This is a genomic window from Actinomadura rubrisoli (assembly GCF_004349215.1).
GTDB classification, from domain to species: Bacteria; Actinomycetota; Actinomycetes; order Streptosporangiales; family Streptosporangiaceae; genus Spirillospora; species Spirillospora rubrisoli.
This window is the reverse complement of the sequence record NZ_SMKU01000034.1, coordinates 19,478-43,511: the sequence shown is the minus strand read 5'-3', so window position 1 is coordinate 43,511 and position 24,034 is coordinate 19,478. Positions and strand designations below refer to the sequence as shown.

The 24,034-nt window shown below is 69.1% G+C and carries 29 protein-coding genes, 1 tRNA gene and 1 pseudogene; 8 read left to right on the top strand and 23 right to left on the bottom strand.

The features are described 5' to 3' along the window. The coding region (locus tag E1298_RS10135; RefSeq protein WP_207944544.1) for a hypothetical protein at positions 1-232 on the top strand (232 nt) is incomplete at its 5' end. A 203-nt stretch (positions 233-435) separates the two neighbouring features. Here the strand turns inward: E1298_RS10135 and E1298_RS10130 are convergent. Further along, positions 436-627 (bottom strand): hypothetical protein, encoded by a 192-nt coding sequence (locus E1298_RS10130; RefSeq protein WP_131891609.1) that lies wholly within the window; start codon positions 625-627, stop codon positions 436-438. Between E1298_RS10130 and E1298_RS50265 the strand changes: the two are divergent. Beyond that, positions 608-832 (top strand): annotated as a pseudogene (locus E1298_RS50265) (ISKra4 family transposase); the annotation flags it as partial. The gene E1298_RS10130 and the pseudogene E1298_RS50265 sit on opposite strands and share 20 nt — an antisense overlap. A 204-nt stretch (positions 833-1,036) precedes the next feature. Next, a complete protein-coding gene (locus E1298_RS10125; protein ID WP_207944543.1) occupies positions 1,037-2,032 on the top strand; it encodes a pentapeptide repeat-containing protein in 996 nt (331 codons plus the stop codon). A 132-nt stretch (positions 2,033-2,164) separates the two neighbouring features. Here E1298_RS10125 and E1298_RS10120 read toward each other — a convergent pair whose 3' ends face one another. From E1298_RS10120 to E1298_RS47985, 4 genes are all read right to left on the bottom strand, one after another. Beyond that, a complete protein-coding gene (locus E1298_RS10120; protein ID WP_131891603.1) occupies positions 2,165-2,377 on the bottom strand; it encodes a hypothetical protein in 213 nt (70 codons plus the stop codon). A 150-nt stretch (positions 2,378-2,527) separates the two neighbouring features. Next, positions 2,528-3,655, bottom strand: coding sequence for a VOC family protein (locus E1298_RS10115; protein WP_131891600.1), 1,128 nt, complete (start codon positions 3,653-3,655; stop codon positions 2,528-2,530). Between the two features lie 659 nt (positions 3,656-4,314). Then, positions 4,315-4,638, bottom strand: a complete 324-nt coding sequence (locus E1298_RS10110; protein WP_131891597.1) for a hypothetical protein — start codon at positions 4,636-4,638, stop codon at positions 4,315-4,317. Between the two features lie 672 nt (positions 4,639-5,310). Continuing rightward, complete coding sequence (locus E1298_RS47985) at positions 5,311-9,348, bottom strand: hypothetical protein (protein ID WP_165975390.1); 4,038 nt, start codon at positions 9,346-9,348, stop codon at positions 5,311-5,313. Here E1298_RS47985 and E1298_RS47980 point away from each other — a divergent pair. Next, positions 9,343-9,480: a hypothetical protein gene (locus tag E1298_RS47980; protein WP_165975395.1), complete on the top strand. Its 138-nt coding sequence runs from the start codon at positions 9,343-9,345 to the stop codon at positions 9,478-9,480. The genes E1298_RS47985 and E1298_RS47980 overlap by 6 nt on opposite strands. Before the next feature lie 555 nt (positions 9,481-10,035). Here E1298_RS47980 and E1298_RS10100 read toward each other — a convergent pair. The 3 genes from E1298_RS10100 to E1298_RS10090 form a co-directional block, all read right to left on the bottom strand. Further along, positions 10,036-10,221, bottom strand: coding sequence for a hypothetical protein (locus E1298_RS10100; protein WP_131891595.1), 186 nt, complete (start codon positions 10,219-10,221; stop codon positions 10,036-10,038). Between the two features lie 286 nt (positions 10,222-10,507). After that, entirely contained in the window at positions 10,508-11,026 is a 519-nt protein-coding gene (locus E1298_RS10095) for a hypothetical protein (RefSeq protein ID WP_131891592.1), read from the bottom strand. 107 nt (positions 11,027-11,133) lie between these two features. Next, positions 11,134-11,427, bottom strand: a complete 294-nt coding sequence (locus E1298_RS10090; protein WP_131891589.1) for an HNH endonuclease — start codon at positions 11,425-11,427, stop codon at positions 11,134-11,136. An 87-nt stretch (positions 11,428-11,514) separates the two neighbouring features. Between E1298_RS10090 and E1298_RS10085 the strand changes: the two genes are divergently transcribed. Beyond that, positions 11,515-12,372: a hypothetical protein gene (locus E1298_RS10085; RefSeq protein ID WP_131891587.1), complete on the top strand. Its 858-nt coding sequence runs from the start codon at positions 11,515-11,517 to the stop codon at positions 12,370-12,372. Positions 12,373-12,579: 207 nt separating this feature from the next. Further along, the gene (locus E1298_RS10080; protein WP_131891584.1) at positions 12,580-12,963 is read left to right on the top strand and encodes a hypothetical protein; all 384 of its coding nucleotides are present in this window, start codon (positions 12,580-12,582) and stop codon (positions 12,961-12,963) included. A 4-nt stretch (positions 12,964-12,967) separates the two neighbouring features. On the opposite strand, the gene E1298_RS47975 is transcribed toward E1298_RS10080, so the two are convergent. From E1298_RS47975 to E1298_RS10045, 9 genes are all read right to left on the bottom strand, one after another. After that, the gene (locus E1298_RS47975; RefSeq protein ID WP_165975394.1) at positions 12,968-13,105 is read right to left on the bottom strand and encodes a hypothetical protein; all 138 of its coding nucleotides are present in this window, start codon (positions 13,103-13,105) and stop codon (positions 12,968-12,970) included. Positions 13,106-13,107: 2 nt separating this feature from the next. Then, positions 13,108-13,281, bottom strand: coding sequence for a hypothetical protein (locus E1298_RS47970; RefSeq protein WP_165975393.1), 174 nt, complete (start codon positions 13,279-13,281; stop codon positions 13,108-13,110). 113 nt (positions 13,282-13,394) lie between these two features. Next, positions 13,395-13,469 (bottom strand) — tRNA-Met (locus E1298_RS10075). 45 nt (positions 13,470-13,514) lie between these two features. Beyond that, the gene (locus tag E1298_RS10070) at positions 13,515-13,784 is read right to left on the bottom strand and encodes a hypothetical protein (RefSeq protein ID WP_131891581.1); all 270 of its coding nucleotides are present in this window, start codon (positions 13,782-13,784) and stop codon (positions 13,515-13,517) included. A gap of 17 nt (positions 13,785-13,801) precedes the next feature. Then, positions 13,802-14,941: a phosphatase domain-containing protein gene (locus E1298_RS10065; protein ID WP_131891578.1), complete on the bottom strand. Its 1,140-nt coding sequence runs from the start codon at positions 14,939-14,941 to the stop codon at positions 13,802-13,804. Beyond that, complete coding sequence (locus E1298_RS10060; RefSeq protein ID WP_131891575.1) at positions 14,934-15,311, bottom strand: DUF6221 family protein; 378 nt, start codon at positions 15,309-15,311, stop codon at positions 14,934-14,936. Before E1298_RS10060 ends, E1298_RS10065 begins: the two co-directional genes overlap by 8 nt. Positions 15,312-15,355: 44 nt before the next feature. Further along, the gene (locus E1298_RS10055; protein WP_131891572.1) at positions 15,356-15,838 is read right to left on the bottom strand and encodes a hypothetical protein; all 483 of its coding nucleotides are present in this window, start codon (positions 15,836-15,838) and stop codon (positions 15,356-15,358) included. Positions 15,839-16,172: 334 nt separating this feature from the next. Beyond that, positions 16,173-16,556 (bottom strand): hypothetical protein, encoded by a 384-nt coding sequence (locus E1298_RS10050; protein WP_131891569.1) that lies wholly within the window; start codon positions 16,554-16,556, stop codon positions 16,173-16,175. Continuing rightward, on the bottom strand, positions 16,541-16,969 hold the full coding sequence (locus tag E1298_RS10045) for a hypothetical protein (RefSeq protein ID WP_131891566.1): 429 nt from the start codon (positions 16,967-16,969) through the stop codon (positions 16,541-16,543). Before E1298_RS10045 ends, E1298_RS10050 begins: the two co-directional genes overlap by 16 nt. 56 nt (positions 16,970-17,025) lie before the next feature. Here E1298_RS10045 and E1298_RS10040 point away from each other — a divergent pair, with 56 nt between their 5' ends. Beyond that, positions 17,026-17,247 carry a hypothetical protein gene (locus E1298_RS10040; RefSeq protein WP_131891563.1) on the top strand — a complete coding sequence of 74 codons (222 nt, stop codon included), beginning with the start codon at positions 17,026-17,028 and terminating at the stop codon, positions 17,245-17,247. A 393-nt stretch (positions 17,248-17,640) separates the two neighbouring features. Here E1298_RS10040 and E1298_RS51545 read toward each other — a convergent pair whose 3' ends face one another. Next, complete coding sequence (locus E1298_RS51545) at positions 17,641-17,745, bottom strand: VOC family protein (RefSeq protein WP_341770610.1); 105 nt, start codon at positions 17,743-17,745, stop codon at positions 17,641-17,643. Between the two features lie 403 nt (positions 17,746-18,148). Then, positions 18,149-19,291 (bottom strand): acyl-CoA dehydrogenase family protein, encoded by a 1,143-nt coding sequence (locus tag E1298_RS10030; protein ID WP_131891560.1) that lies wholly within the window; start codon positions 19,289-19,291, stop codon positions 18,149-18,151. A 72-nt stretch (positions 19,292-19,363) separates the two neighbouring features. On the opposite strand from E1298_RS10030, the gene E1298_RS10025 reads away from it, so the two are divergent. Continuing rightward, a complete protein-coding gene (locus E1298_RS10025; protein ID WP_131891558.1) occupies positions 19,364-19,963 on the top strand; it encodes a TetR/AcrR family transcriptional regulator in 600 nt (199 codons plus the stop codon). On the opposite strand, the gene E1298_RS10020 is transcribed toward E1298_RS10025, so the two are convergent. From E1298_RS10020 to E1298_RS10005, 4 genes are read right to left on the bottom strand one after another with little or no spacing between them, the layout of a single operon-like run. Beyond that, positions 19,920-20,528, bottom strand: coding sequence for a GTP-binding protein (locus E1298_RS10020; RefSeq protein WP_131891555.1), 609 nt, complete (start codon positions 20,526-20,528; stop codon positions 19,920-19,922). The two genes, E1298_RS10025 and E1298_RS10020, sit on opposite strands and share 44 nt — an antisense overlap. Continuing rightward, positions 20,509-20,883 (bottom strand): DUF742 domain-containing protein, encoded by a 375-nt coding sequence (locus E1298_RS10015; RefSeq protein WP_131891552.1) that lies wholly within the window; start codon positions 20,881-20,883, stop codon positions 20,509-20,511. Before E1298_RS10015 ends, E1298_RS10020 begins: the two co-directional genes overlap by 20 nt. 7 nt (positions 20,884-20,890) lie before the next feature. Continuing rightward, entirely contained in the window at positions 20,891-21,322 is a 432-nt protein-coding gene (locus tag E1298_RS10010) for a roadblock/LC7 domain-containing protein (protein ID WP_207944542.1), read from the bottom strand. Further along, complete coding sequence (locus E1298_RS10005; protein WP_165975392.1) at positions 21,319-23,712, bottom strand: sensor histidine kinase; 2,394 nt, start codon at positions 23,710-23,712, stop codon at positions 21,319-21,321. Before E1298_RS10005 ends, E1298_RS10010 begins: the two co-directional genes overlap by 4 nt. Positions 23,713-24,034: the final 322 nt, after the last annotated feature.

Here is a 24,034-nt window from a genome sequence, read left to right as displayed (position 1 = left end):
TGAGGCGGCCAAACGGGAGGGGCTGCGGTCCAAGCTCAAGCGGCTGGTCGAGCGCGGCTGGGTGCGTGAGGACGGGCCGGGGCTGTTCGCGGTGACCGATCAGGTGGCGCGCGAGATGGGCGGGCAGGGCGCGGGATGGGTGGAAGGGCGAAACCCGGGAAGGGGGCGGCATCGCCTCGTCACCGCGCGGGTGATTGTGGCCGGCCTCTTCTCCCGGCAGGTTCATAAGTAACCAACCAAAATCGAACCGCGCCGGGAAGAAGAGCCCTGCGATGGCACCGTATGACACAGCCGTCGCCGCTGACTGCTTTGCGGTCGCGGCCAGCATATTCAACTGTCTCGTCGGACAGCTCACCGATCCGGCGACCGCGTCACTCACTCATGACCCTCCTGGAGGAGATGCTCACCGAACACGGACGTGAGCTGCAACGCCAGCTACTTCAGGCGCACCTGGATCTGCGGGCGCTGCGCGAGCAGCAGGTCGTGCTGGAGGCCCGCCGCGATCGCGTCGGAGCAGGTCGTGCTGGAGCGGATCACGTCGGGGTGATCGGTGCCGACGGCGTGGTCCGGCGGTGGGTGGAGCCCGGGCACCAGCGCAGGCTGGTGGCCGATCGCCACCGGAGTCATCGAAGGAACAGTTCGTCGTATTGTCGGCGACCGCCTCGAAATCACCGGCGCGAGATGGGACCTGGCGGGCGCCGAGGCTATCCTCAAGCTCCGCGCCCTGATCGCCTCCGCAGATCTTCCTGCCTTCTGGGACTACCACCTCGCCCAGGAACGCCGCCGCGTTCACCACAACCGCTACCAGGACGGTTACGCCCTTACCGCCTGACAGCCACGATCTCCAGCCGGAGTTCGACCCGTTCACTTTCGGCGGCCGGAGCAATCCACCGATCGTTCAGGCATGCCTTGCCGATGCCCATGTCCTTCCCTAAGGTCACGTAAACGTGGGCGGGCGCGATCGGATTGAGCGACGTCGGGCGAATCGGATATCGCCAGTTCTGCAGAGTCGGCCGTTCCGGCTCACCTTGCTGTGGTGCTCGTCATCCTGCCGGGACTGCTGGTCGACCATGATCTTGCCGGTGCCAGGGTGGATCCCAAGGACCGGCTCAGCGCGGTGAACAACGTACGCGGCACGTTGCTCCAAGCGGTCGTCGGGATGGTCGTGCTATTCGGCGCCTATTCCACCTGGCGGCAGTTCCAGATCAACCGGGAAGGACTCGCCGCCACACGTGAAGGGCAGGTCACCGACCGGTTCAGCCGAGCGGTCGACCAACTGGGCAGTGACAAGCTGGACGTGCGCATCCGTGGCCTCTACGCCTTGTGGCGCATCGCCGATCATTCGCCGGGCGACCAAGAGGCCGTTATCTCGATCCTGACGGCGTTCATCCGGACGCACTTGCCCTGGCCCCCTCAGGACGATCAGCCGAGCCAGGACGCGCTGATCGATACCGTGCGTCCCGTCGAGACCAGAACCGCCGACGCGCAGGTGGCGCTGACCGGCCTCGGCGTGCTCAATCAGAATGCCCGACGCCCGGACTGGCTCAACCTCAGCCTCACCGACCTGCGGCGCGCCGACTGTGACGGACTGTGGCTCCACGCGATCAACTTCGACCATTCGTGTCTGGAGTCCGCCAGTTTCTACGAGGGCAATCTCAGCAGGGCATCGCTGGTCTCAGCGAACCTTCGCCGTGCCGTGCTCACGAGGGCGATCCTGCGGCAGTTCCGCTGCGTATCGTCCGACCTGCGGGAAGCGAATCTGGTCGAGGCCGACCTGACCGACGCCGACCTCAGTGCCTGCGACCTTCGCGGCGCCATCCTTCGTAAAGCACGGACCCACGGCACAACCTTGGTCGAGGCGGATCTACGTTCGGCAGACCTGCGAGGAACGGACCTGAGCACCGCCAACCTGGACCGAGCCCGCCTCGAAGGCGCCATGGCCAGCGACCTCACCCGCTGGCCACCCGGTTTCGAGATCCAGGCGCATCGCATCGTCGATCAACAAGACCCGGGCCGGAACCCCCACGCCTGACCTCACCTTCCGCCCTACTGCCCGGTGCCCCGCCTCACCCGTGATCAGGTCAACCGGTCCCTGAGAACGAGCCGCACCCGAGCCGGATGGCCTCATCAAGCCGGGGCTTGCGGATCGTTTCGGTCGGGATCTTCAGCGTACCGGTGCTGCAGGGGCCGTCGTCGACGCCGCATGTCTCACGGTGAGCGTGGCGGCGACCTCGCGGATCTTGGCCTGGCGTTCGCGCCAGGCGGCCGTGACCCGCTTGATCAGCTCAGGCAGCGGGCGTTCGGGGAGCTTCGCGTCAGGCATGCGCCACTGGGAGCCCAGCAGCCAGGTGGTCAGGTCGATGTGGGAGACGTCCATTGCAGGTGCGCGGCCGTACCTGCCAGCGTTCGAACGCGGCGGTGTCGGCGTGCACGGTCGTCTCCCCGGCGGCGCCTCCGGCGATGAAGTCCCACACCCTGGGCGGCCAGGTGCGTGGCTTGGCCGCGGCCTCGAAGTCGGGCGGTGAGGTCAGCTGGCCGGTGTGCTTGGCTGGTCGGTCGCCGTGCGGGGAGCGGGGCGGGAGGCGGCGGCCTCCTGGGCTTCGAGCAGGGCGCGGAAGGTGGCGCTGCCGAACCCGGTCGTGCCGGGGCCGCGCTGGATGAGCTCGTAGAACAGTGCGTCGCCGCGGTGCGGTGAGCGGGTGAAGATTTGGTAGAGCAGGCCGCTGTGGTCGTGGTCGACCAGCACGCCGGACTCGTGCAGGTTCGAAAGTTGGTCGCCGATCACCGGATGCGCGGCCAGACGTTCGGGCAGCGCGTCGTAGTAGGCGCCGGGCGGGTCCAGGAACCGCACGCCGCCGACGGTGAAGCGCCTGATGGCGGCGAGGAGGTCGTTGGTGGACCAGGCCACGTGCTGGATGCCGCCGCGGCCGTGCCGGGCGATGAAGGCTTCGATCTGGCCGCCACCGTGCGGTTGCAGGAATCGGTCGGTCTCGAGCATGACGTGGGTGACGCCGGCGGAGTCGCGCAGCACATGACTGTTGGCGGCGGTGGCGCCGGCGACGATCTGGTTGCTGCCGATGATCTCCATCTCGAACGTGCGCCGGTACTGGGAGACCACGGCCTCCAGCTCGCCTGCGGGCAGGCACCAGGTCAGGTGGTCGATGCCGCGTGGACGCGCAGCGCGGTCGGGTGCCGCCTCGTAAACGGTGTCGGTGTCCCAGCAGAACCCGGGCGGCATGCCGTCGAAGGAGGTGCCGGTGGGCTGGATGAGGGTGTGGTGGACCGAGCCGGCGCCGGCGATCCGCGCGAGCTGCACGTCCTGGAGGGTGGTCGCCGGTGCCGGGCCGGGCAGCACCCGCATTCCCGTCAGGTTCGCCCGGGCCAGGGTCGCGCCCAGGTCCTGCTGGTACAGCGCGATGTCGGCGACGCCGTCGCCGTGCCGGGCCAGGTAGTCCGCCACCGGCCCGCCGGCGCGGGCCGGGGTGGTGATGACGACCTGCGCGTCATGGCTGCGCAGCAGCACTGAGCGCTGCATCCGGTCGTAGGCGACCGCGACGCGTTCGAACAGCAGCCCGCGGACGTAGTACTTCACCACCGCGGGCCCGTCGTCGACGTACAACTCCAGATAGGCGATGCCTTTGTAAGGCTCGGACATAGCGAACGCCCCCTTTTTTTCTGTCTTGGGAACCGGACGGTGTCCGGTTCGGGAAGGTTACCGGCGGGTCACACGATAGGGGCGAACTCGTCAATTCGAATGTCAGTCGAAAGTCGACTTTCTGATTGAGCCGGCCTCCGCGCGATGGGTGAGGGCGCGGAATGTGGCGAGAAAGGTTCAATCTCGTGCTTTTGCTGACAGTTTTCCTGACAGAGCATTGTTTATGCTCGGCGAGCCGGTTGAGTGTGGGGAGGGAGTTTTTATGCTGAGGTACGCCGCGTGTGCCACCGCGGTCGTCGCTGTCCTGGTAGTGGGCGCCTGCCATGACGATGGCGGCGACCCGTTCGGCGAGGGAGTCGTCACAACGCCGTTCATCGACAGTCCGGTCCCGCCATCGCAGCCGCCCGTTCCGCCGAGCAGTCGGCCTTCTCCTCCCGACTGGGACGCAGACTCCACCTCCATTCCGCCGGAAGCCGCGAGGGCGGGTGACAAGTAGTCCGCGCGGGCATGCGGTGGCCGGTAAGCCGGTCGCGACAGTCCGGCTCCGAGGAGCCGGTTCGCGGATCCGTCCAGGAGCCCAGCAGCCCGTAGTCGATCTGCGCCTCGGGCCCCGGCTCCGGATCGGCCCGCAGTACCGTCGCCTCTCCCGCAACACCTTCTCAGCCAGGTTCGCCGCGACATACCGCTTGAGCCGCGACATACCGCTTGAGCGAGGCCACTGAGCCGGTCACGCCGTGCTCGTCACGCAGCCGCTGATGGATCGTCGCCTTGGTCGCCCCGGCCCGCAGCACCTGGGCGATGTACTCGCGGTGCTTGTCGAAGGCCGGCCAGGTCACCTGCCGCAGCCGGGTATCGGTCAGATGCGGGAACCACTCCCTGACCAGCGGCGCCCAGTCCGCCTCGGTCATCGGCGACGTCGCATCGGGCACGAACCCCGCCGCGATCGCCGGCTCGACGTAGCGCAGGATCGTCTTCCGGTCCACCTCGAGCGAACCGGCGACATCGTGTCGAGACCGTCCGGCCTACCAGTGCACCAGCCGGCGACGGGGAAGCCTCCAGGCGGGAGACACGGCGCACGACATGGAGGTGTTCCATGTACCGGCACGTCGTTATCGCAGGGACCGGGCCCGTCGACCCGCGACCTGCGGCACCGGCCTTGCCGACTTGCAACGGCCGTTCCCGCCTGCCCGTCGGCACGGCTGTCCAGGTCGACCGGATCGTGCAACGCGATGGCGTCGTCAATCTCGCCGGACGGACCTTCATCGTCTATCCCGACCTGGTCGGACAGCGCATTTGTGCTGCACCTGGAGGATCACCTCATGCGCGCCATCGCCGACGAGCGCCTGGCCAGGACCTGGCCTCTGCCGATCAGCCCAGACCAGCGAGCGACCCGGCGAGGTGCCCGCTCGGCCAGCAGCCCCTGCCCGCTCCACCAGCGAACTCGCCGCTGCAAGCACAAAGACGCGTCCCCGATGGCGGCGTCATCAGGGTCGCACGATCAACCTCCCTGGTCATCGGCGGACCAGCACCCCGGTGGCGAATATCCCGCCACCCGGTGCCTGCCCTCAATGCTTCGGCTTCTTCGGCTCTCCAGTCGCCACCGGCCGCTGAGATGGCCGGGTCGGTCGCGGCTGGCGCAGGCGCACCGGCTGCGACTACGGCCCGTCTCCGCCGTCCTTGCGGAACGGGCCCAGGTAGAGCCGCTCGAACTGGGCCTGGCTGACGCCTTTCGCCTTCGCCTTCGCCGCCACCTTGTCCTCACCGCCGAAGCTCTGCACGGCCTCCTGCCGAGTCGGCAGCAGGCCGGGCCCTGCAGAAACCGGCCGCAGGGTCTGGATCTGACCACCGCCTGCCCCGCCGCCGGGAACCACGCCGCTGGTCTTGGGCCCGGGCTTGGCGCCCGTCGCCGCGCTGGACGTCGAGCCTTGCGGGCCGCCGAGCTTGGACAGGCCTCCTTGGGCGTTGACCTGGCGTGCCAGCGACCGATCCTGCTGCGATCGGCCGGTCTCGCCGCCGCTCATGAGCATGCGCGAGCCGGTCTCGCCGGGGGACTCGGACTTGCCCGCAGGCAGCGCCTTGGCGTTGCCGTCGGCACCGGATGATCCGGTGCCGAGGGCGCCGTCTGGACCTCCGCCGCCCCGGCCCCTTGGGCCACCGGAGCCGCCGGTGTCGAGCCCGGCGGCGAAGCCGCCCGGACCGGCGGGCCCCTCGGGGCCGCCGCCCGGGCCGCCACCCGGACCGCCGCCGCCCGCAGGCAACCGGCCCTGGGGGCCGCGGCCGGACAGGCGCGCGAGGCCGTTGGTGCCACCGGCGTTGGCCGATCCGCCCTTCGGCGAGCCGCCGGGCCGGCCACCGGTGCCGCCGCCGGGCTTCGGCTTGGCGCCGCCGAACTTGTTCATCAGGCCGCTGCTCGCCGCCATCCCGGCACCGGCGCCCAGCCCACCGGCCACGGCCGGCAGGAGACCCCCGCCGTCGCTCTTGGGCGGCGTGGTCGTGTCGAGGAACTTGTCGACGAGCTCGGTCACCGCCTCATCGAGGGCCTGCAGGACCGACCGGCGCACACGCAGCAGAGCGAACGTGACACCGATGATCATCACCGTTGAGAAGACCGTCATGACGATCACGGCGGTCGACCCGAGCACCGGGTCGGCGAAGATGCTCGCGACACCGTTGATCTGATTGCCCTTGACCAGGTTCGAGATCGGCCCTTCGATGACTTGTGGCAGGGAGACCAGGAATTCCGAGATGAACTGGTAGAGGAACAGGGTGACGAAGATCTCCAGGATGAGCGCCACCGAATAGATGATCACCTTGGAGATCCCTGCCATCGCCCCGAGCGTCGCGAACGGCACCGCCGTGATGACACCGAAGGTCCGCTTGGTCGAGGCGACGAGCATGCCCACGCCGTAGAACAGGCCGACGGCGACGATCGACAACAGCAGGACCACGGCGTTGAACCAGTACATGAACGACGCCGGCCCCGAGCCGACCTGGCTCACCGAGTCGTGGTTCTCACGGGTGAAGCCCGAAGTCGCCTTGTTCGAGGAGTACATGGTCAGCGAGTCGGTGTCGAACCCGGTGTTCAGATAGTTGTAGGCGGCCAGCGGTGACAGGTTGCACGCGACCGGATCGCCGTTGGCATCGACGACCGCGTACCCGCAGTTCACCGTGGTACCGGCGCGCGAGGCGAACCTCTTCTGCGCCGCGCCCGGCGCGCTGGAGTCCAGGCCGACGCCGTCCTTGCCCGCACCCGTGGAGATCAGCGGGTGCTCGACCGGGGCGACAGGGTCACCGCCTTCGCCGAATCCGTCGGACTCGCCGTAGTCGCCGTCCTTGGTGAACCACTTCTTCTTCGTGTCCTGGTCCACCTGGTCGTCGGGGATCTGGGTGATGTTGCCCTTGATGCCCGACTCGAAGTCCGAAGCGCTCACCGACTGGCTCGCGATGTACCGGCCGAGCATTCCCATGGCGGTGAACACGGCGTTTGCGTCCCGATCGCCGTCCTCGGCTTTGAGCGAGGCCGTCCTCCACGCGTCCTCGGCGTTGCTCGACTTCGCGCCGACAGAGATGTTGCGGAACGCTCCGTTCTTTCCGCCGTGGGCCTGCACGTTGATCGCCAGCGCGGACGTCCGCGCCGAGAGCACCGACTCCGGCAGCGCATGGCCCTCCTGGGCATTCCACGAGATCGACGCTTGCTCGGGGACCGCCAGCCGGTTGCCGGTCATCCACTGGTTGAAGTCGATGTAGGTCGACAGCACCACTCGGGTCGGGCCCGAGTGCTGCCCGAGCATGGAGTCGTCGAACTGATTGAGGACCGCGGTGTACATGCTGCCGATGAGCGGCAGCCCGACACCGATGAAGACGACCCGCACGATGAGCTTCTTGATCGCCGAGCCGCGGTCCATCTTCTTGACGAAGACCAGGCCGATGAGCAGGAATCCGATGAACAGCGGCACACCGACGCTCCACGACAGGTCGACCAGAGGGCCGTACCACTGCGCGATGAAGCCCGACAGGCCCGACAGCCCGGTGTCGGGCGCTTGGCCGCCGCCGATCATCCCGTCGGCGAACTCCTTGTAGGCAGGCGACACCGAGGCCACGCCCTGGTGGAACCAGAAGAACGGGTTGAGCAGCTTGAGGATCTGGATGACAAGCCAGAAGACCCACGACACGCCCATCGCCAGGGCGTAGGCGAACCAGATGATCGAGCCGCCGACGGCGTGGAGCATGCCGCCGCCGATGCCCGAGGACATGCTGTCGAAGCCGAGGTCGTTGTTCGCCGCGCCGAAATGGGCATAATCCATCAGGCCTTTGTAGATGTCGAGATCCTGGCCATCGCCGTCCTTGGCCTGGAAGGTGTCGTAGCCCAGTGTCTGGGACGAGCCCGAAGCCTCGGAGAACAGCCACTTCAGGCTCCAGCTGAACTTCGGATCGGCGTACCCGAGCAAGGACCCCGCCTTGCCGGGCCACCTCGTCACCTCGTGCCATTCACCCGTCATCCGCTTATCGGCGTTGGCCTGCCCGTTGTCCGGGGAGCTCTCGTTGCTGAAGTACGAGCTCGCGTTCGACGCCAGCTGGTAGAGGCTGTAGTCGTCGGGGTCGTCATCGGCGCGAGCGGCCGGGGCGAGCACCGACAGCAGCACAGGGACCGCGAGCGCGACGAGCAGCAACGCCACGACGCCGCGGACCCATGCCCGTGACGCCACGCCGGTTCCCGCGCGTGCCATCGATCCGGTCATGGAGTTCATTCCTCGCTCCTGTTCCCGCTCCGCTGGCGCTTGGTCATCCCCGTCTTGTCCGGTGTCTGCGCCGTCGCGGCGGCCTGGGATTTCCGGCTGGATCTCCTCATCTTCTGAGAACGACGCGTGCGGCCATTCGAACGGTCTTCCCCATGAGTCCCGATGCTCGTCATGTTCGCGCCAGGGACCGGTTTCGCCCGCATGATCGGATCGAACTTGGCCGCCCTCTCCGCCTTCGCCGCCGCCAATCGCATCTGGCGGCGCTGCTTTTCCCGATGGGGGTTGATCCCCAGTGCGAGATCGAGGTGGAAGACCACGTTCGACACACCGCGGCGCAGGTAGCTGAGGTTCTCGCCCTTGCGCGTGATGAGCCGGGCCAGGTCCGGCGGGATCCGCTGGTGGAGCAGATCCTGGTACTTCGCCACGGTCCGATCGCGCATCGATCCGAAGATCGTGTAGTCGGCCGCGTCGAACTTGTTGAACGCGACATCGTCGAGCATCTTGTCGACGTCGTTGTAGCTGAGGGCGACCCGGCCGCCGCGCCGGTAGAGCTGCTCGAACCACCGACGTGCCGCGCCGGTCCCACACCCACGCGTCGCCGATGTAGCGTTTGGCGGCGCCCGCCATGGCCGCCGTGAGCGCCGGGTGCGGGCGGATGCGGATGCTGGGCTCCCAGTCGGGGGGTGCGTTGCGAGTCCGGACGATCGCGTCGTACAAGCCCCCGCACGCCGCGCCCGTGTCGCGGCCCTTCACCAGGCTCAGCGTGATCCGGTCGTCCTCGTCCAGGTCTTCTTGGGCCTCGGCGAGCGCGTCGTCCAGGTCCGGCTCCAGGCTGCCGGTCGGGCCGGCCGGAGCGATCGCCACGGCCAACGGCCGCCACTTGCGGACTCGCGCCTCGATCCACGGGGCGATCCACGCCGTGCCCGGCTCATAGGCGACGATCTCGCCGTGCAAGAGGCCGTCCTCGCGCATCCCGACCGCCGCGATCGATGCGGCCTGCCGGTCCGGGGCGACCTCGATCGCAAACGCGATCGGGTCGAGCGCGCGAGACTCGGCGTCCTCGACGTCCTCGTAGGCGGGCTGTGAGATGGCCTGCCAGCCGCCGCCGACCGCGGGGTAGTTCCCGACGCCGAGGATCTCCCGGTCGAAGCCCTTCATCGACATGGAGTCGTGCAGGTGCTGGATCATCTCCAGCGAGACACGGACGTACAGGCCGGGGTTGCTCTTCGCCCAGGTGGCGGAGTCGTCGCGGTCGTCGTGCTCGGCGCAACCAGTCTCGCAGTCGGAGGTGTGCACGTCCACCGACCACTCGAAGTAGGCCAGCTTGCGGGCTGTCTCCCCGCCCGCGATCGCCCGGTTGCGGACCCTGGTGATCTGCTCGCACGGGGCGATGTCTGTGTCCGGCGCACTCCCCCCGTACCAGAGCGGGGGGTTGTCGCGAGCCAGCATCGTGGGCATGAGCGCGTCCACGGGGGCATCGCCGAGGTGCTGGCTCTCGTCGCGGAACGTGATGGTGATCGTGACCATGCGTGGTGCATCACGATGTGTGAAGCGAAGTGGATCATGGGGGACGACGCCACGGGGAGTGACATCACAGTGGGTTACCAGACTCGCGAACCATGATCGTTGCCGTGGGTGGCATCACGCTGTGTGATGGGGGAGCTGGCGTGGTGGGACGTACCAGCGCAGGGCGGCGTCACGGGAGGCAGGCGGGCGCAGCAGCTCGCACCGCGCTAGGACCACGGCCTGACCTGGGTCGATGGTGACGACGTGGGCACCGTGGGCCTCGTACTCGGCCAGGGCTTCGGGCGAGGGGGCCGAGTGCACCACCCACACCTCATGCCCCCGGGACTGTGGAAGTCCCTCCCTGATCGCGGCGCGCCTGGCTCGATGGGCGACCTGCTGCACGGGGCGGGGGTGCCGGTGGGTGTCGCCTGCCCCGCCGTGAGCGCGGCGGCGAGGAGGTCCCAGTCGATGACCACGGCGCCCGGTGTGGCGCGCTCGCGCACGTAGGTGGTCTTGCCCGAGGCAGGGGGGCCGGTCACAACGTAGAGGGTCATGTTGGGGTTCTGCGGGGAATCCGTAACCCTCCTCGAAGCTGAGCAGCGCGACCTCAACTGCTGTCTTTGTGCGTTGGAGGACCCTCGACCCACCGAACGGTTCGGAGGGGGGCCCAGCGTTTACGGTAAGTCATGAGCAGTAGGGAGACGATGCAGAAGCTGCCGATGAACCCACCCACGATAGTGACGACGATGACCCAGAAAGGCACGTTGAAGGACGCATCAACTACCTCAATCATAAGTGCCGCTAGGCCAAGAGACGGCCCCAGCGCCATCGCGGGCCCGATCAGCCAGCAGAAGAGGTATGTTCGCACGATCTCGCCGATGCGCAGGTAGGACTGACCGTGTATGAGGTAATGCGTGGTCCACCCGACAGCGTCAGCCGTCATCTCCTTCTCGGTCACGTAGTAGCGCTCTAGTGGTAGGAGAGGAAGGAGGACCACCCACCAGCGCGTGGCAAAGCATCGCCCGCTGGGGTCGGTTCGTGTGAATCCCTTTAGCTCGTACCCGATGCCGTTAAAGGTGGAAAGGCTGCCGACCTCGCCCTGAACGGGCCACACATCGTCGCTCATTGGACCTTCTTCGCGATGACACCTCGGGACATGCATTCTCTGGCCACTGTCGCGGGACCGGTCCCGGTTGCGCCACGTAAGGGGACGAGAGCTGAACGCGGGCGCCCTCACCAGTCCCGTGAGCCCTGGACGGGCGACTGATACGGGCGGTCACCCTTGGACTCGTTGCAGCAGCGCCCGCAGTCCCGGCAGCGGCTATTCGCGCCGTGGGCGGGCGCCAAGTCCGCCGGGTCGTTCGGGTCGCCACCCATGGCCTTCCAGCGCTCGAGGAGGACCTTGTGGTCGGCGTAGCGGGCACCGCCGTGGCCGCAGATCCAGCAGATCCCGGCGCCCTCGGCGAGGGCCTGCTCGCGGGCGCGCCTCCAGGGGCGTCCCTTGCGGCCGGCAGTGCGGGCCGTCATGGAGTTGGGCGTCCGGATGAGGCCGCGATGGTCGACTCCGGGCTGACTCTGCGGCACGGGGCTACGGGGCAATGTCAGGATGGCCGCATGGACGACCTCGGCAAGCACTGGCTCTGGCTGGAGCCCGACCGCCGCCAAGGCGGGACGGCTATGACTGGCCCCGCCAACGATGAAGAGGACCGCAGGCTTCTGGACTCGGCGAAATGGGATATGCGCACGGCCCTCTGGTTCGCTGAGCGGGAGGGGAACCTTTCAGTTCTTCCCGGGTGTCCGCACCGGGAGGTGATCGGCTCTCACCTTTCCCTGCTGAAAGGCGAGGACGAAGGTCAGTTGGATCGCGCCGTCACCGCGCTTGCAGGCCACCCGGAGCCGATCTGCGTGGACCATTCCTATGTGGAGTACAACCTTTTGTCCCTGTGTGTGGCGTTGACCAGGTTCGTAGAGAATGGACCCAGCGCCGACACCCGTGCTCAGCTCTGGTTAGCCGAGTCTCGGATACGCCCACCACGACCGCGCGAACTCATCATGCGAAGGCCGACTTCAGGAGACGTTGTTCGTCAGGCCGTCGCAGCAGTGGTGGAAGTCGGCCCCTACCTCGGTGCCGCTGCAGTCGGGGGAGTCATCGGCAACCGCGCCGACGCCAGTGTGGTCGCTGCCACGACCCGGATACTCCGCGCCGTGCGCGAGCGGTGGCGGCAGCGCACCGGATCGGTAGAGAGCGCACCACTCAGCCAGGACGAAGCCGTGGACGCTGCCAGGGCAGTAGCCCTCACTCAAGGCTTCACGCTTGATCACTGCCACGTCGCCGTCGCCGAGTACAACTCTTCCTCCGGAGACTGGATCATTCTTTTGGACCGAGTTCCGCGTGACGGGAGGGTCCTGCGTGTACGCGTCCCCTCGGGAGATCCAGCCCAAGCAACCATTCTCATCGTGCCCCGTCCATGACGAGCACTCCACTCACACCGTCGCAGTAGGGCCCTGGTGCGGATAGCGAGGTGGCGGGCGGTGACGACGAAGTCGTGGCGGCCATACCAGCGGATCAGGTGCACGAAGGGACGTCCCTTGCGTCCGGCAGTGCAGGCGGTCACGGGCTGAGCGCCGAGCGTCCGGATGAGGCCGTCATGGTCACCTCCGGGCCGGGCTGGTGCGAGGATGCGGGGCCATGCCGACTTCGAAAAGTGCGGGCCCCAGACGATCAAGGCGTATCAGGCGACGGTGACCCTGCACGCCGAGCGCGTGGCAATCAGTCGGCGCGGCCTGGGACGCGTGGCGAGCGACGCCCACACCGTGATCCCGCTGGCCGAGATCGTCCAGGTGCAGTGGAAGGACCCCACGATGCTTGCCAACGGCTGCGTCTTCATGGCCACGGCCGAGGACGTCAAGACCGTGACGGCCCTGGGGACGTCCAAGGAGAAGGCCATCGGCGGGAACCCGCACGTCGTGCTGTTCACCAGCTATCAGCGCAAGCAGTACGCCGAGTTGAGGATGGCGCTCGCCGGGCTGCTGCCGGAGGTACCCACGGCACCGATCGGTTGATCGATCAGCCGCCGGTCGGACGCTGCATGACCACCGAGTCGCCGTTCTTGCGCGGCGGGCCGAGCGCGACGAAGCCGTGCCGCTCGTACCAGCGGACGAGCTCGCCCGGCTCGGTGCCCTCGTCGCCGGTGATCGGCTCCACGGTCAGCCGGAGCGGGACGCCCCAGCCGTGGCGATCACGTCGCGCAGGGCCGCCTCGGCCAGCCCGCGCCCGCGCAGGGTGGGCCGGGTACGGATCAGGTCGAGGGTCACCGGCTCGTCCGGGCCCGTCCAGACGAGATGGAGTTCGACGCCGGGGTGCGCTTCCTGCGCTCGCACGACGTCTTCCCGGAACCGGCCATAACACGGCACATGATCAGGATGCCGGATGCGTCTCGGGGAGCTTCCTTTGACCTGGCGTTATGTCCGCAAGCGCCGCACAGGGCGGGATGTGGCGGAGGCGGGATTTGAACCACGCGACCTCTGGGATATGAGCCCAGCGAGCTACTGAACTGCTCCACTCCGCGTCGACCGGCTAGAGATCACCGATCCTGAGAACAGCGTGGGACACGCTAGGTCAAGACGTCAAGCCGGGACAGTGTATCCGCGAAGGTGACCCGTGCTCCTGGACGGCCTGGATTGCGGGAGCTGCGGCGCTCGTGCTCGACCTCCAGCAGCTCGTCCTCGCGTACGTAGCGGCCGGTGAGCCCGTGGACTTCGTACACGCGAAGGCGCCGCGCGGCGATCCAGCGATCGAGGGTGCGGCGGGTCGCCTTCGCCAGGCGCGCGGCCTGGTCGAGGTCGAGCAGCTCCGACAACTCGTCGGCCGGGTCGAGTCTCACGTGTCTAGTGTGCGCGGTCAGAAGTCGCCCTCGGCGACCTGCAGGACGGTCAGGCCGAGGTCCTCACGCCACATCCGCACGACGGAGGCGCGGTCGTCCAGGACGGCGGTGACCGGGCCGACCGGCGCGACAAACCGCTCGTACAGCGCACGCTTCACCACGTGGTCGGGGCGGTTGTCGCCAGCGGGGCGCATCAGCAGCGCCTCGCCCGCGACGCCGACGTGCGCGGCGATCCACACTCCGGTCGCCGCGCGGCACTCATCCGAGCGGCCCGACAGATAGACGATCCGGTGCCCGGCGGTATCGAGCGCCCTGACGATGGTGACGATCGGTGCGTGCGGGACGTCCTCGCCGACACGTCCCCAGTCGTAGGGCGATCGGACGTCCTCGGTGCCCTGTCGGAGCGCGACGGTGCCGTCCAGGTCCACCAGGAACAGCCCGCGGCCCGCAGTCCGCTGCCCTGGCAGGTGCGCCGCGCGGACGGCGTGCAGCCACTCCTCCACACGAGGGCGGTCCGGCTCGTCCGGCAGCGGCGTGCGCGCGGCGGCGAAGTCGACCTCGGCCTCGGCCATGACATGCCGGGCCTCCTCCAGATCCCCTCCGGCGACACGCTCTCCGAAGTCGAGGTACCACTGCGGATCTGGCAGGCGGACGTCGAGCTCGCCCGTGCGGTAGAGCTGGAGGCCCTGGTGGACGAGGCGGGCGAGGTGCCTGGCATGCTTGGCCGTCCGCTTGCGGGTGTCTGCGGAGAACGAGCCGTCGCTGCGGCTCTCCAGGCGCTTGAACTGCTGGGTGGCGTAGCCCAGGTAGGCGTCGTGCACGCGATGGGCCGACAGGAACGCGGCCCGGATGCCGATGAGCTGGTCACCGAGGACGGTGCGCTTCTCGTACAGGGCGCCGGGCAGCCACATCAGCTCGGTGACGGTCGGGTTCGCCTGGAGGCAGAGGGCCGCGTACTTGCCCGCCTCATGGATTGTGACGTCCGGCTCGGTGGTGACGGTGGTCGCGTCGCGGCCGGCGGGCGGTGTGAGGCCGTGGAATGCGATCGTCGGTGCCGCGTACACCCCGAGCCGGTCGGTGTCGGAATCGGGACCGGCGAGGCCGTAGGCGGTCGAGCCCACTATCCCCGACAGCAGGACGCTCGCGGGTTCAACCATGACGCTCCTGGGCGAGGTAGGGCCGGGCCATCTCCCGGAGAGTCTGCTCCGCGAAGTGCACGAGGCGGGGGATGCCGGACAGCAGCTCCTCCTCGCAGCGTACGAGGATGTGTCGCTTGGCCTGTATGTCGCGCAGTACCTCGGCCGGACGGCAACGCGCCATGAACGCCAGTTCTGCCGGTCCGGACGCGTGCGGGTAGTGCGGGTACTCGTCCTGCTCGGCCGGGCCGGACCCATCGTCGTACATCTCGCCCTTGCGGACAGAGCCGACTTCGCGGAGGCACGCCTTCGCTCGCGCCTCGTCCTGGTCCAGACCGCGAGTGATGAGCGCGATCAGGTCGGCCGTGCTCAGGTCCGTTGGATCCGCCATGCGTCTCATCTTGACGGACCCCGGCTGGCGATACGTGCGGCAGATCAGACCTCTACCTCGAACTCGATAACCCGTGCGGGCCTGCCGATGACGCGCAACGGGACGAGCGCAGATGGGTTCAGTGTGCCATTGACCGCTGCAAAGGTGGCTCGGAGGTCGGCTGGGGCAGGACGGGCGATCAGGTCGAAGCCAGCGTCCAGCACCGCGCGGACTCCCGGCGCGGCGCAAGCAAAGTGCAGCTTGCTCGACTCGGTGGGGTGAAAAATGTGCAGCTCGACCGTTTCGGTGGTGTATGCGGATTGTAGGAACTCCTGGACGTTTCCCTCACCAAGGACCATGGCGGTGTCTAGATCGAATTCCATTGAGGGGAGCAGAAGCGACGCTCGCAGGAATCCTGGATGCGCGTCGAGGTACAGCGATGCGCCGTTGTCCAGTACCGCCCCACCCAAGGCTTGCGGGTCCGCACACAAGTCTGAGGCTAGGCTGACCAGGACAGATGCTCGACCGGCAAGTCCCATGTAGATCACTGAGGCGTCCTCGGCTAGCGTGTGGTGATCTACCAGGCACATCACGGGTCCAGCGCCAGGAGGCTGGCTCGCCCTGCATGTTCGGCATATCGGTCCGTAAAACTTGCGGTTGTGATCGGGGGCATTTGGTTGCCACCGACGGTTAACCCTGGCCGCTGGCACGGCTGCGGCTCGTTGGGATCAAACACTGCGAACGATATCTGACCGGGTTTCTCCGACCGCTTCCGCCACTTCATGTTCATGAGGCTATCGGCGCCCGCCGGGAACCGCTGCCGATATCAACGATTTGAAGGACAGTCCAGTAGCGATCACTTCGATCATGCGATTGGTGCGTTCACGACGCCTCGGCCTCCTCGACCGCCAGCTCGACCTCGCCCAGCTCGTTGTACTCGTCGTCTAGGAGGCGCCCGCACTTAGCGCACTCGGTGTACTCGTCGTCGCGGGTGCGCAGAGCACGTTGGTCGCAGCGCGGGCACGGGGCGGCCGGGCGGCGGCGCACCACCGGGTCGCTGCGCGTCGCCCCCCGCAGGCAGCGCTCCCACGCGACGACGGCCCGGCCGAACGCGGCGCTGCCGGGGTGGTAGAGGATCTGGTCGAGCTGGGAGAGCAGCCAGCCGATGCAGCGGGCGCGGGCCTCGACGGCGCCGCGGTGCGGGCGGGTCGGCAGCACGCGGAAAGCGCGCCAGTCGTCCTCCACCGCCGTCAGGGCCCAGTACAACTCGTCGAGGGTGTCACCGATCGGGGACGGCGAGGCCGAGCCGGCCCGCCGGCCCGAGGTGCGCTCCCCGGACGCGGCGCCGCGGTGCCCGTCCCCCAGGAGTCCAGCAGCGTGGCCAGGTCGTCGATCTCGGCCAGGGCGCGGCGGATCGCGGCACGGTCGCGGTCGCACCAGACCGGCTCGCCGGGCACCGGCTCGATCGCTACCGGGGCCGGTGGCTGCGGACGGGCACGGTCGAGCGCTGCGAGCAGCTCCACGTCCTCAGCGTCGAGCGCCTGGGCGCGGGCACCCTCCCAACGCTCGATGGCGGCCTCGTAGGCGCGGTTCGTCTCTTCGACCTCGCGAACGGCCTTGCGGTGACGGGCGTTGCAGCGTCCAGGGCAGGGTGGCTTCTCGGTGCTTACGCTGATCAACGTCGGATTCGCACACACATTCGACCTATCGCCGCAGGTCGGGGTAGAAACACCAGATGCCTGCGATCGCGCCCGTCGTCTTCTCGGCCACCGCCGGGGGAGCGGTCTACCTGCTGGAGTGGCAGCAGCTCGCCGAGGGCTCTTGGGGCGCGCTGGTCGCCTACATGGAGTGGAACGGGCTGAAGTGGCAGGGGCGTCGCCGCCAGGTGATGGCCGAGAACATCACGCCCATCGAGGGCCAGGACTACAGCAGGGTGCCGCGGAAGCTGAAGGGGTGATTGAAATCAGTGCTCCAACTGCATGGCTTAGACCTTGCTGCGCTGGACTCGGCGGAAGATGCGTGCAAGATCAAGGCTGCTCCTTGGCTGAAGCTTCAGGAGCGCATGCCACAGCGGAGCATCCGGGGGTAGACGCAGAGTAATAGAGTCAATCATCTTTGAGACGTCAGCAGGGGCGATATCGGCAGGGTGGTTACCTGCGTTCCGCCATTGCTCGTGAATCACACGAGCGATCTTCAGAATGGCTGCGCGACGGGTCATGGCTATTCCTCCGGAGACTGGATTGCGGCTGGCCCATCCTGGCATGCAACCAGCCCTCGCGCTCCTCACTGGCCAGGTGGGGCCTCACGAGAGGTCGAATCACGCGTCGTCCCGAAGGTCGGCTGTCGCCTGTCAGTGATGGGGAGTCCTCGACCAGGTCGAACCCAGCGCGTCGGTGAAGAACTCGATGGCTCGGTCGTAGTCGTCTACGACGATCGTGATCAGGTCGAGTTGCACCGTCGTGAGCGTACCGAGCCTGCCGACGGTGACGGGCCCTCATCGCAAGCTTGGGTGATCGTGTGCGGTCAGTATTGATCCGGATAGTTGGCGTTCGCGGGGGCGGGGACGGGTCCGCCGGTGGGCCGACGAGGTCGCCGTCCTCGTCGGTGAACCAGACCAGGAGCGCTGGCCGCCCGAGTGGCCGGTTGATGAGCCATTCGAGCGCGCGGAGCTGGTTGGCGGCGCGTTCGATCTCCTGGATGGCGGTCACCGCCGACCCCCTCGTGGGGACGGTTGGGAGCCGTCTGGGAGAGCGGAGGGAGACGATCAAGCGAACGAAGGCGTATCGGACGCGGGTGAGACCGTGCCCAAAACGGGGATGGCCCTGTGGGGGCTAAGAAACCCCAGGTAGACGGAACGGTCAGCGGGCCAGGTGGCGGGAGATGACCAGCCGCTGGATCTGGTTCGTGCCCTCGAAGATCTGCATGACCTTCGCTTCGCGCATGAAGCGCTCCACCGGGAAGTCGCGGGTGTAGCCGGCGCCGCCGAGCACCTGCACGGCGTCGGTGGTGACCTTCATGGCGTTGTCGGTGGCGATCAGCTTGGCGATGGACGCCTCGCGGCCGTAGGGCCGTCCGGCGTCCCTGAGGCGGGCGGCCGACAGGTAGGTGGCCCGCGCCGACTCGACCGCAGCGGCCATGTCGGCCAGGACGAACGCCAGCCCCTGGTGGTCGATGATGGCCTTGCCGAACGCCTCGCGCTCCTTGGCGTAGGCGACGGCGGTGTCGAGCGCCCCCTGGGCGAGGCCGGTGGCCACCGCGGAGATGCCGAGACGCCCCGCGTCGAGGCCCGCCAGGGCGATCGACAGGCCCTGCCCCTCCTGCCCGATGAGATGGCCGGCCGGGATCCGCGCGCCCTCGAAGCGGACGGTCGCGGTCGTGGAGCCCATCAGGCCCATCTTGTCCTCGGGCTCGTCGAACTCCAAGCCGGGCGTGCCCGCCGGGACGTGGAAGCACGAGATGCCGCGCGAGCCCTCGTCGGACGTGCGGGCCATCACGGTGTAGAAGTCGGCCTTGCCGCCGTGGGTCGTCCACGCCTTGGCGCCGTTCAGGACGTAGGAGTCGCCGTCGCGGACGGCCTTGGCGCGCATCGCCGCCGGGTCGGAGCCCGCGTGCGCCTCCGACAGGCAGTACGCGCCCAGCCGCTCGCCCGACAGCAGGTCCGGGAGCCACTCCGCGCGCTGCTCCTGCGTGCCGTAGGCGAACAGCGGGAAGCAGGACAGGGCGTGCACGCTGACCCCGACGCCCACGCTCGCCCACACCGCGCCGATCTCCTCCAGCGCCTGGAGGTAGATCTCGTACGGCTGCTCGCCGCCGCCGTACCGCTCGGGGTACGGCAGCGTCAGGAGCCCCGCCCGCCCCAGGGTGGCGAAGACCTCGCGGGGGAACGTGCCGGTGCGCTCGGCCTCGGCCACGCGCGGCGCCAGCTCCTTGGCCGCGATCTCGCGCGTGAGGGCGATCAGGTCCTCGGACTCCGGGGTGGGCAGGTGGCGCGTGGCGGGCATGCGGGGCTCCTTTCGCCGCTTCGACAGTACCAGAGCGAGTACCAGCGAACCGGCTTTGGTACTGTCGGCGGCATGACCTCGACGGACGGGACGCGACCGGCGCGCACGCGGGTCGAGCGGCGGCGCGAGGACCTCGTCGAGCGGCTCATCGAGGTGTTCCTGGACCGCGGGTTCGCCGAGCTGAGCGTGGCGGAGCTGGCGGCCGTGCTGCGCTGCTCGAAGAGCACGCTCTACACCGTCGCCGCGAGCCGCGAGCAGATCATCGTCACGGTCGTCCGCGCGTTCTTCCGCCGCGCGACCTCCCGGGTCGAGGCGGCGCTGGACGGCAGCGCCGACCCCCGCGAGCGCGTCGGCGCGTACCTGCGCGCGATCTCCGGCGCGCTCGCGCCCGCCTCGCCCGCGTTCTTCGCCGACCTCGACGCGTTCGCCCCGGCCCGCGAGATCTACAAGCGCAACACCCGGTTCGCCGTCGAGCGCGTGCGCGGGCTCGTGCGCGAGGCGTCCCCCGGCGCGGACGCCGCGTTCGTCGGCGCCGTCGCGGGCCAGGTGATGGAGTCGATCCACCGGGGCGAGATCAAGGCGCAGACGGGCCTGGACGACTCGGCCGCCTACGCCGCGCTCGCGTCCCTCATCGTGGCGCGGATGACCGCAGGGCGTGCTCGACCAGCGTGACGAGGGCGTGCTTGGTGGTCTCCGGGCGGCGCACGTCGCACAGCATGACCGGCACGTCCGGATCGACGTCCAGCGCGCCCCGGATCTCCTCCTCGGTGTAGCGGCGCGCGCCGTCGAAGCAGTTCGCCGCGACCACGAACGGGATCTCCCGCTGCTCGAAGAAGTCGATGGACGCGAAGCTCGTGGTCAGCCGCCGGGTGTCGACCAGGACGATCGCGCCCACGGCCCCGTAGGCGATCTGGTCCCACATGAACCAGAACCGCTCCTGGCCGGGCGTCCCGAACAGGTACAGCCGGACGCCGCCGGAGAAGGTGAGCCGGCCGAAGTCCATGGCCACGGTCGTGGTGGTCTTGCCCTCCACGCCGCTCAGGTCGTCCACGCCGGTGGAGGCGTCGGTCAGCGTCTCCTCGGTGCGCAGCGGGCGGACCTCGCTGACCGCGCCGACGAAGGTCGTCTTGCCGACGCCGAAGCCGCCGGCCACAAGGATCTTCAACGTGTGCTGGGGGACGTCGTCCGCGTCGTGCGGCGGGACGGCGCCGAAGGCGTCAGAGACGGCGGAGTTCATCGAGCACTCTCATCAGTATCCGTGGGTCGGGACGTTCGGGGTCCTCGGACTGCCGCATCTCCTCGATCAGGCCGTACTGGTGCAGGTCGGCCAGCAGGATCTGGACGACCTGGAACGGCAGATCGGTCTCCGAGGCCAGGTCCGCGGGGGTGGACGGCCGCCGGCACAGCTCCAGCAGCCGCCGGTGCTCGCGCGACAGCCACACCCGGTCGCCGGGCGGCCGCCCGGTGGCGACCAGGATGGTGACGAGGTCGATGGCCGTCCCGCGGGGCCGGGTGCGGCCGCGGGTCACCGCGTACGGCCGCACGATCGGCCCGGCCTCGCGGCCGACCCAGCGCTCCTTGGGCGCGTCCACGGCGGGGTCAGGCCCGCGCGGGCGGGTCCGACGGCTCGCCGGACGAGCGGGGGCCCGCGCCGAGCTGGCGCCGGACCCGCTTGATCAGCATCGTGGTCTCGTAGGCGACGAGGCCGGCGTTGCCGCCCGCGTCGCTCAGCACCGCGAGGCAGCTCCCGTCGCCGGCCGGCATGACGAAGAACAGCAGGCCGTCCAGCTCGACGACGGTCTGCCGCACCTGCTTGGCCTTGAAGTGGTCCCGCGCGCCGTTGGCCAGGCTGTGGAAGCCGGACGACAGCGCCGCGAGGAACTCGGCCTCCTTGCGGGTCACGCCGCCCGAGGCGCCCATGACCAGGCCGTCGCGGGACAGCAGGACCGCCTGGCGGACCTCCCCGACCCGCTTCACCAGGTCGTCGAGCAGCCAGTCCAGCTCGCCCGTGGCATGCGCCTGCTGCGTCATGATTCCCCCCATTCGTCGCGTGCGGCGGGATCGCCGGTCTCGTCGCCCTCGTCCCGGCCGCGGAGCCAGCCCGACTGGAGCGAGGCCATCAGGTCGCGGCTGAGCTCCGGGCTGGGCTCCTCGAACTCGGCCTCCGGCTCCTTGGCTTGCCCGCGCTCGGAGCGCTTGCGCAGCTGAGGCGCCAGATGCCGTTGCCGCACCCGTCGGGGGAGCTTACCGGTGACCTCGCTCGACTCCTCCTCGGACGGCTCCGAATCGCTGACGGGCGGCCGGGTGTGGCCATCGGAACGTTCGGGCCGGCCGGGGGGCGGCCCGCCTGCTTCGGGGGACGGCTCGGCCGCCGCGTGGTCGGGCGGGCCGGCCAGCGCGGGCAGGGCGACGCGGCCGGGCGGCAGCGCCGCCGCGGGCTCCGGCACCCTGGCCTCGGCGCCGCCGCGCGACGGCCGCCACTGCTCGTCCAGGACGACCAGCGTGTGCGGGACGAGGACGATCGCGGTCGTCCCCCCGTACGCCGAGGGCTGCAGCGAGACCTTGACGCCGTGCCGGGCGGCCAGCCGCGCGACGACGAACAGCCCGAGCCGCTCGGTGTCGACCAGGTCGAACTCCAGGTCGGCGGCGAGCCGCCGGTTCAGCTCGGCCAGCTCGTCGGGGTGCAGCCCGACGCCGCGGTCCACCACCTCGACCGCCAGGCCGTTGGCGACGGTCTCGACCTTCACGGTGACCTCGGTGGTCGGCGGGGAGAACGACGCGGCGTTCTCGATGAGCTCGGCCAGCAGGTGGATGACGTCGGCGACGACGGCGCCGGTGACCGCGGCCGACGAGGAGCCGGTCACCTCGATCCGCCGGTAGTCCTCCACCTCGGCGATGGCGGCGCGGATCACGTCCTCGGCGGCGACGGGATGGTCCCAGGCGCGGACGGTCGGCGACCCGGACAGGATGACCAGGCCCTCGGCGTGCCGCCGCATGCGGGTGGTGAGGTGGTCGAGCCGGAACAGGTCGTCCAGCTCCTCGGGGCTCTGCGCCCGCCGCTCCATCGCGTCCAGCAGCCTGAGCTGCCGGTGCAGCAGCGACTGGCTCCGCCACGACAGGTTGATGAAGACGCGGTTGATGCTCGCGCGCAGCTCGGCCTCGCCGACCGCGGTGCTGACCGCCGTCCGCTGGACGGCGTGGAAGGCGTCGCTGACCAGCGCGATCTCCCGCGTCCTGCCGGTCTCGGGCGGGGGCGCCTCGGCGTCGACGTCCACCTTCTCGCCGCGCCGCAGCCGCGCCACGACCCGGGGCAGCCGCTCGTGCGCCAGGACCTGCGCCGTCCGCTGCAAAGTGCGCAGCTCCGCGGTGAGCCGGCGCGCGAACACCACCGACAGCACCACCGAGGCGATGAAGCCGAGCAGGCCGAGCCCGCCCACCAGGTAGAAGCCGGCCAGGATCCTCTGGCCCGCCGGCTTCACGTCCTTGCGGTCCACCACGTCGGCGGCCTGGGTGTCGGCGCGCAGCCACAGCGGGGACACGTCCGTGATCGCGGCCCGCCACCGGCGCGGCTCCGGGGTGTACCCGGTGGTGACGACCATCACCTCCAGCGCCGTGTAGACGACGAAGGCGGGCGTGTTCGCGAATTCGTCCAGGATCTTGCCGACCTCGCCGTCCGCCCCGGCCCGGCCGAGCTCGAACATCTGCGCGCGGCTGCCCGCCCACGAGGAGAAGGCGGAGCGGTCCTCGACGCTCATCCGGCCGGCTCGCTGGCCCGACAGCAGCGCGTTCTCCCGCAGCATGAACTCGCGGCCCCAGCGGTCGTACAGGACGGCGTTGGTGCGCTGGTAGACGGTGACCTCGTCGACGCTCACCAGCGTGGTCAGCACCCGGAGCGTGGTGTCGGCGATCGTGCTGTACCCGTTGATGGCCCCGAGCCGCGTGGTCCCCCCGGTGGTGACCTGCGACCGCAGCGGCGCCAGCCCGTCGTAGGTGTCGCTGAGCTGCCGCACGCGCAGCTGGACCGCCCCGGTCATCGCGTCCTTGGTGTCGCCCGCGAAGGCCTTCTTGCGGAACGCCGCCACCGCCGCGTCCGTCCTGGCCGCCTGGGCCTGGAAGCGCTGCTCGTTCGCCGACCGCGTGGCCCCGCTCGCCGACAGGACGGCCACCGCCGCGGTGCGCTCCTCCTGGACCGCCTCGGTGACGGCCGAGGCGGGCCGGCCGACGTTGTCGTAGACGGTCGAGAAGTCGAACCGCTGGAGCGCGCTGGCCAGCGTGACGGCGGTCGGCACCCCCCACTGGATCATCAGCGAGATCAGCGGGATCGACAGCAGCAGCGCGATCCGGCGCGTGATGGACCGGGTCCGCGGACGCGACGGTGAACGTGGCGGGGCTGGGGCGGGGACCTGGTCGTCTCGCGTCACTGGCTCACTCCGTGTGGTCATCCGTAAACCGCCATTAAACGGTGAGGAAGCATACTTAGTTTGATTTAGCGAACGCCAGCGTTCTTCCGTTAAACGATTGAGCGTCTTCTGGCGGCCCTCCGAGCATGATCCGCGTGTTGGCGGTGTCCCGGTACGCCCGCTGTGATAAGGCACTACGGGTACTCGGGCCGGATCGGGTCACCCGCCCACGGGTTGCCCGGGTGATTTGTACGGTGATTCACCTGGATGACCGATTTTCTTGGGACGGCCGTTATCGGCCGAGGTGAAGGGTGACTCCTGTCTTGTGGCGATAAATGACGCA